Genomic DNA, 6,649 nt, shown 5'->3' with positions numbered 1-6,649 from the left:
CTCTTATCCCGTTCTCCTTGAGGAACTCTCTTATTGATTCTCTGTCCTTGAGGATCATGTCACACCTCCTGTTTTCTCTTCTGTTTCTCTCCCTAATTTACACAAAATATTATACAGTACCGATGCTTATTGCTTCTCCGGCTTTGGTATGTTTATACTTGGGATGGATTTAATACCATCATGTGTCGAGAACATCTGTCAAGGTGGTGTGGGTGTATCGCAATGGGGTGTCCTTATTCCACTGCACTTCACGTATGGATCTTGACTTATCAACCTCCGTTAAATAACATATAAGGGCGACGGAATTCAGAGGAGGTATCTAAGGTGAAAAGGACATACCAGCCACATGTGCTTAAACGTAAAAGGACACACGGTTTCCGTAAAAGGATGTCCACCAAAGGCGGTAGGAAGGTGCTCAAGAGAAGACGCAGGAAGGGGAGATGGCGTCTGACGGTATGATCCTGCCCGTAGGTAAACTTCCGCTCGATCTCCTCTCAAAGGTGATAGACGAGGTCGGTGAAGCGGCCCGCGATCCGGATCTGATCGTCGGCCCCGGCATCGGCGAGGATGCCGCTGTGGTGAGACTCGCCGGAGAAATGATGGTCCTCAAAACCGACCCGATAACCTTCGCCACCGATGCCATAGGATGGTATCTGGTGTGCGTCAACGCCAACGATGTGGCGAGCATGGGGGCAGATCCCAGATGGATGCTCGCCACCCTGCTCCTACCTGAGCACAGAACGACGCGGGAGACGGTGACCTCGATCGCACAACAGATCGCAAAGGCATGCCTGCAATTCGACATCACTTTCTGTGGGGGTCATACCGAGGTGACCGCCGGTCTCGATCGACCCATAGCCGTCGGTACGATGATCGGGAAGCTCGATCGTCCACCGATAACCTCCTCAGGCGCCCGTCCGGGGGACCTCCTGCTGATGAGCAAGAGGCCCGCCATAGAGGCCACCTCTATCATCGCCCGTGAGAGGGGAAAGGAGCTTTCAGGCCGCATCCCACCTGAGGTGATCGAAAAGGCCAAAAGGATGCTCTTCGAGCCCGGGATATCGGCGGTGAGGGAGGCCAGAGCGATACGTGAGATGGAGGGGATCCACGCCATGCACGATCTGACGGAAGGAGGACTTTATAACGGAATAGTTGAGATCTGCATCCGGTCGAAGGTAAATGCTATCGTCTATCCGGAGAAGATCAAGCTTTATCCGGAGACGGAGAGGTTATGCCGCATCTTCAACATCGATCCGCTCGGCGCCATCTCCTCAGGCTCACTCCTTACGGCTGTAAGCCCGGATCAGGTGGATGAGATACTGGAGGCGGTCAGATCCGCTGGGGTAGAGTGTGATGTGATAGGCGAGTTCACCGAGGGGGAAGGTGAGGCATATATCAAGGATCGCTACGGGATCAGACCGATAAGATACCTCGAATCGGATGAGATAACGAAGATATGAAGGAGCGATAAAGATGACACCTTAGCAAGAAGAGGAGATCGAAAGGATCTTTCAGGAATTTGTAAAGAGTCGATATGACTCGAAGGTTGATGAATCGATATAAGGTGCTTTTTGGCAGGGAATTTTGGGGTTTTATTTCCGGTGATCCAAGCTGTATGGATAAATCAGATCTCAATCCGAGTTGCTACTACCTATAGACCTACCTTTAGAGGACAAGCAGTGAAGAGGACACTTCAGGAGATATTAGACGATAAAATAAATGAGATCACCAGGCAATGGGAGGCGACCTATGGCCCGTTCGGGCCTCAGATGTGGGAGAGGATATTGTGAGGTTTATCGAGAAGACGCTGCCAATAGAATATCTTAACCCCGTTGCTATGGCAGAGGGTAATGCTAAAAACCTATCTATCGAATGCACAAATGGAGGGCTCGTAAATTGGGCAGCGTATTCCGTATGATAATCCTAGCCGCTTTCGCCGATCAAAATGAATCCACGGACTCCCTATGACAACGGTTCTGTAACAATACGCCCTTCAAGGAAATCCTGCCGCCCTTAAGTTTCTGAGAGAAAAGTACAATCATCGCTATGAGAGAGTTCTGGAGAGGTTAAAATCCAAGGAAAGGGAGTGAATTGTAAATGGAAAGGAGGAGGTTGCTCTGGTATGGGATCTCGGCCCTTGTCGCTCTGATCGTTGTGGGGATCAACCTGTATTCCGAGCCTTACGTAGGGAAGGTGCCCTGTCAGAGGGCATCCGGACCCGATCCTGACTGCCCCAACACCACTTGTTATAAGGATGGAGATTACTGGGTAAAGCGATATAAGTAGATCCATAGCGTGTTCTGTTCGGCCACTACGGCGAAATACCGTTGCTTCGTCGTGGATAGTAACGCCCGGTGGCTTGCAGATCCGCCCAAGCGGCGGACGTTATCTTCGAAATAAAAGGAGGATTTGGTTTATCCTGGACGAATCGAACATGAACGTGATCGATCCGGATCATCGGCTCAGGGATCGCATCGCCGAGGAAGGGAGATTTATAAGGCGTTTTCCAGTCTATTCCAGAGCGTCGAATAGGAGCATAACGGTTTTCCTTGTCCCCTATCGCCGCGCTCCCTACTTTGAGAATCGTTCCTCCGATGTCAGATAAAATTTCCTGTCCAACCTCCGCCCGAAATTACGTCTATATATATGGAGGAACATCATGAAGGACGAGCGTCTGATACGGAAAGCCATCTCAGGCGATAGCTCTGCGTTCTGCAAACTGGTGGAGAAGTACTTCGACTCGGTCTGCAGCGCCCTCTGTTCCCTCATCACTGATCCACTCGACGCGGAGGAGATAGCTCAGGAGGCTTTCCTCAGGGCGTATCTGCATCTCAGAAAGCTGAGAAGACCTTCCTCCTTCCGATCATGGGTCATGAGGATAGCCTTCAACCTTGCGATGGATCAGGCGAGGAGGAGGATGAGAGAGCCGCAGTTCATCTCTCTTTCCGAGATAGACCCTGATAGGCTGCAGATGCCCTCCTTCGAGGATGATATCCTGAGGGATGAGCTTGTAAGAGAGGCGTCAGAGGCAATCGATGGACTTCCGGATATGGATGGGGAGATGCTGAGAAAGTGGATCTTCGATGGGAGGAGCTACAGGGATTTGAGCGAGGAGTATAACATGTCATACGATGCCGTCGCAAAGCGGATACGAAGAGGATTGAAAAAAGTAAAGCGGAAGGTGAGGGAGAGGTTGAGCGGGATTATCCTGATACCCTGGGAAAAGATGCTCAAGCTGATAGGAGGTGTCGTTATGAAGGTATCAACGAAGGTAGCGATAACGGGAGCAGTCGTGATGATGCTTGGAGGAGTAGGGATATGGATGACGATGCATCGTGGGGAGGAGAAGCCTATACCTAAGGCCAATAAGGTGAAGGTTGAGAGGCAGGCGAGCGTGAGAGCGCCTGCGATGGTGGTAGGTAGACCGGAGAAGAAAAAGGAGGATGATCTTACATTTGAGGAGTTCAACAGGTTGCTTGATGAGTTGTTTAATCAAGCGCTTCAAGACAAAGGAGGGGAGGGAAGTTCAAGGAAGGCAAACGGAAAGAAGGCGGAGCTGAAGGACAACATGGTGAGTTCCTCCAATACAGAAGAGAATGTAACTTCTTCTCCTGAAAGCGAAGAGGTGAAAGGAAAGAAAGGTGATGATGGATTAAGCGAGCTTATCCAGAAGATACTGGATTTGGCGACTGAACATCAGGCCCTGCTTGAAGAATATAGGGTTTTATCGGATGAATATGAAGTCTGCAAAGATCCTGTAAGAAAACATGAGATATATCTGGAATGGGATAAACTAGGGCAGAAGTTGGATGATCTAGAATGGAAAGCCAAATTCCTTTTTGTGGAGTACCACCTTCGCACAGGGGACACAGCAGCATTTGAGCCGGGAGGATGGATCGACTCTCTCGGAGTGCTTAAAGCAGCGAAGATAGAGAGAGATGCTGATGGTGTATGGCATGTCCAATGGCTTCCTGGGAAGTATCTCCATTGAATCAAAACCTAGATAAGGAGGTAATCGAATCATGAAAGGCAAGAGGTTCTGGATGATCTACCTTTTGCTGGTCGTAGCTCCCATATTGGGGGCGGTCTATGTGACCGGTTCATCCATGGAACTACCGTTTGTGCTCACAGAAGCACAGATGAGAGCAGCGGTGGGAGGGGGCAACGTCATAGAGCATGTCCCCGACGCATGGTGCCAGGTGATGGACGAGTGTCCCTATCCTCTGGGATGTCACAATAGTACCGGTACCATTGACGGTAAGGAGTTCAAATCCTACAAGGTATTTAACATAAACCAGCAGTGGTATAGGTGTGTTAACAGGACGGGATACAACTGCAATCTGCGTGAGCCGTGGGTGAACGTCTGTTGGAGACAGTATTGGAGCCTAGAAGGATGCATTGGAGACAACGTGGGCAATGACACAGTCCAAGAACCTGGGGATTGTACCTCGTTTTAAAACCCCGTAACAGTGCATCTCCCGAACTGGGAGATGCACTGTTTTCTGAAAGATGGAGGGGATAGCGATGAGACTCACCTTAAGCTTACTGCTTATCACCATCATCTTCCTATCCAACGGATACTGTGAGGAGGGTTCGCCTCTACCTCCCATAGATCCACAGATGATAATAGCGGGTTTGAAACACACCGAATCCCTCTTACGAGCAGGAAAATGTAGAATCCGTTATCAGGGTTACTCAAAACTGGCTAACGTCAGGGAGGAACACGAATCCATCTTCGCTTTCGATCTCCACAGGATTTATCGTTACTCCATCACAGGTATCATATTGAACGGAAAGTACTTAGGAAATAAAGGCGTGAGAGAATTATACGATATCAGAACTCAGACTCTGTTTATTATAGGGGTAAAAGTAAAAGGGAGAATCCCTGTGGCGGTGGAGCGGGGAGTAAACCTGCCTTTTCCCCATTCGTGGGACCCCCGCAACTACGGGATGAGGGTAAGAGACCTACCTACCGGATACCCATTAAGCCGGCTTTTCGAGAAAAACGGGGTTAAAATCATAGGAGTCGAAAAGATGAAAAGAGGGAAAGAGGAGATACCGTGCTACCTGGTGGAGACGAAAGAGAAGATCTGGGGTAAAGTCCGATTGTGGCTTGATCCCCAAGAGGGATTCCTGCCCATCAAGATGCAGATGGGAGATCACTGGTTTATGGAAATGAGCTACAAACCCTATAAGAGCAATGGTCAGGTGGTATGGTTTCTGGAAAAGGGGATGTGGTGGTCTGTGGGTGAGAAAGGGGATATAATTGAAAAGAGGATCATGGAGGTGAAGGAGTTCCAGCCTAATGTGGACATATCCGATCTGTTTCAAGTTGATTTTCCACCTGATAAACCTGTTTGGGACGGCAACCTATCGAAGTACCGCCCTTTCAAGGAGATAGAGAGGGAGCTTAAGGAGATAGGCTTGATAACGGAATAGGTGGTGGTGTGGATGGGAAGAAGGGTCGAAGTATCAGTGGTGATGCCATGCCTGAACGAAGCGGAGACAATCGGATCTTGCATCCGAAAGGCTAAGATCGCCCTTAAGGGGATGAAAATCAACGGGGAGATAATCATAGCAGACAACGGCTCCTCCGACGGATCTCCGCAAATAGCCCAATCGCTCGGCGCTAAAGTCATACTCCAACCCATAAAAGGATACGGAAACGCATATATCGCTGGGATTAAAGCAGCTAAAGGTCAATACATCATCATAGCCGACTCTGATGACACCTATGACCTATCCGAGATGCCCAAGTTCATCAAGATGCTGGATGAAGGATACGACCTGGTCATGGGAACCAGACTGAAGGGGAAGATCCTCCCTAAGGCGATGCCATGGCTACACCGATATGTGGGCAATCCCATTCTGACATGGACCTTAAACCTGCTTTTCAAAGCTGGGGTTTCAGACGCCCATTGTGGCATGAGGGCTTTCAGGAAAGATGCTTACGATAAGATGAGCCTCAAATCAGGAGGGATGGAGTTCGCCTCAGAGATGGTGATAAAAGCCGCTGTGATGAAGATGAAAATAGCCGAGGTTCCGATCACCTATTATCCCCGCAAGGGCAAATCGAAGCTGCGTACCTTCTCAGATGGATGGAGACATCTGAGGTTTATGCTGAGCATGAAGGTGAAAGGATGGCTGGGAAGGTGTTGATCTATATCTTAGCCCTATCGCTTTTCCCTCCGGTTTTGAGTGGGGCGGTTATGAGCCGTAACATCACCTTCCATCTGACAGTTCTCTACAGCGGCGGGATGTTAGGAGAGCTTGAGCCATGTGGTTGCAGTAAAGGGATGCTCGGTGGGATCACAAGAAGGGATACGCTGATAAGCTACATCAGGAGAAACTCCTCCCACCTCCTCATCCTCTCAACAGGCAATATCATCTCTCAACACACCAGACAAAGCGAGATAAAATACCAGATTGCCATGACAGCGATGAAGCATATGAGATATGACGCCATCAACCTCGGAGATAAAGACCTGTTCCTGGGAGCGGACTTCCTGAAACAACTCCAGTGAAACCTCCTCGTTCCTTTGATATGCGCAAATCTGATAGCGAAAAAGGAGACAGGAGGCAGAAGGCAGGAAACAGGGATTCATCCATTTGAACCTTACAAGGTGGTGAAAGTAGATGGGTTGAGGGT

Annotated in this window: 8 protein-coding genes; all 8 read left to right on the top strand. The window is 49.4% G+C overall.

The features are described from left to right. The first annotated feature begins 324 nt into the window (after positions 1-324). The 8 genes from rpmH to J7M22_09140 all read left to right on the top strand — a co-directional run bounded on the left by rpmH (position 325) and on the right by J7M22_09140 (position 6,524). A complete protein-coding gene (gene rpmH, locus J7M22_09175) occupies positions 325-459 on the top strand; it encodes a 50S ribosomal protein L34 (protein MCD6506782.1) in 135 nt (44 codons plus the stop codon). Beyond that, positions 441-1,460 (top strand): AIR synthase family protein, encoded by a 1,020-nt coding sequence (locus J7M22_09170; GenBank protein ID MCD6506781.1) that lies wholly within the window; start codon positions 441-443, stop codon positions 1,458-1,460. Before rpmH ends, J7M22_09170 begins: the two co-directional genes overlap by 19 nt. Before the next feature lie 637 nt (positions 1,461-2,097). After that, entirely contained in the window at positions 2,098-2,286 is a 189-nt protein-coding gene (locus J7M22_09165; GenBank protein MCD6506780.1) for a hypothetical protein, read from the top strand. Between the two features lie 373 nt (positions 2,287-2,659). Next, on the top strand, positions 2,660-3,991 hold the full coding sequence (locus J7M22_09160) for a sigma-70 family RNA polymerase sigma factor (GenBank protein ID MCD6506779.1): 1,332 nt from the start codon (positions 2,660-2,662) through the stop codon (positions 3,989-3,991). Positions 3,992-4,022: 31 nt separating this feature from the next. Further along, a complete protein-coding gene (locus J7M22_09155) occupies positions 4,023-4,457 on the top strand; it encodes a hypothetical protein (protein ID MCD6506778.1) in 435 nt (144 codons plus the stop codon). A gap of 67 nt (positions 4,458-4,524) precedes the next feature. Beyond that, on the top strand, positions 4,525-5,439 hold the full coding sequence (locus tag J7M22_09150; GenBank protein MCD6506777.1) for a hypothetical protein: 915 nt from the start codon (positions 4,525-4,527) through the stop codon (positions 5,437-5,439). A gap of 12 nt (positions 5,440-5,451) precedes the next feature. Beyond that, entirely contained in the window at positions 5,452-6,159 is a 708-nt protein-coding gene (locus J7M22_09145) for a glycosyltransferase family 2 protein (protein MCD6506776.1), read from the top strand. Next, positions 6,141-6,524: a hypothetical protein gene (locus J7M22_09140; protein ID MCD6506775.1), complete on the top strand. Its 384-nt coding sequence runs from the start codon at positions 6,141-6,143 to the stop codon at positions 6,522-6,524. Before J7M22_09145 ends, J7M22_09140 begins: the two co-directional genes overlap by 19 nt. Positions 6,525-6,649 lie beyond the last annotated feature (125 nt).

It is taken from the genome of Candidatus Poribacteria bacterium (genome assembly GCA_021162805.1).
Lineage (GTDB): Bacteria > Poribacteria > WGA-4E > B28-G17 > B28-G17 > JAGGXZ01.
The sequence above is the reverse complement of the archived record's forward strand: the minus strand, read 5'-3'. Positions and strand labels throughout refer to the sequence as shown.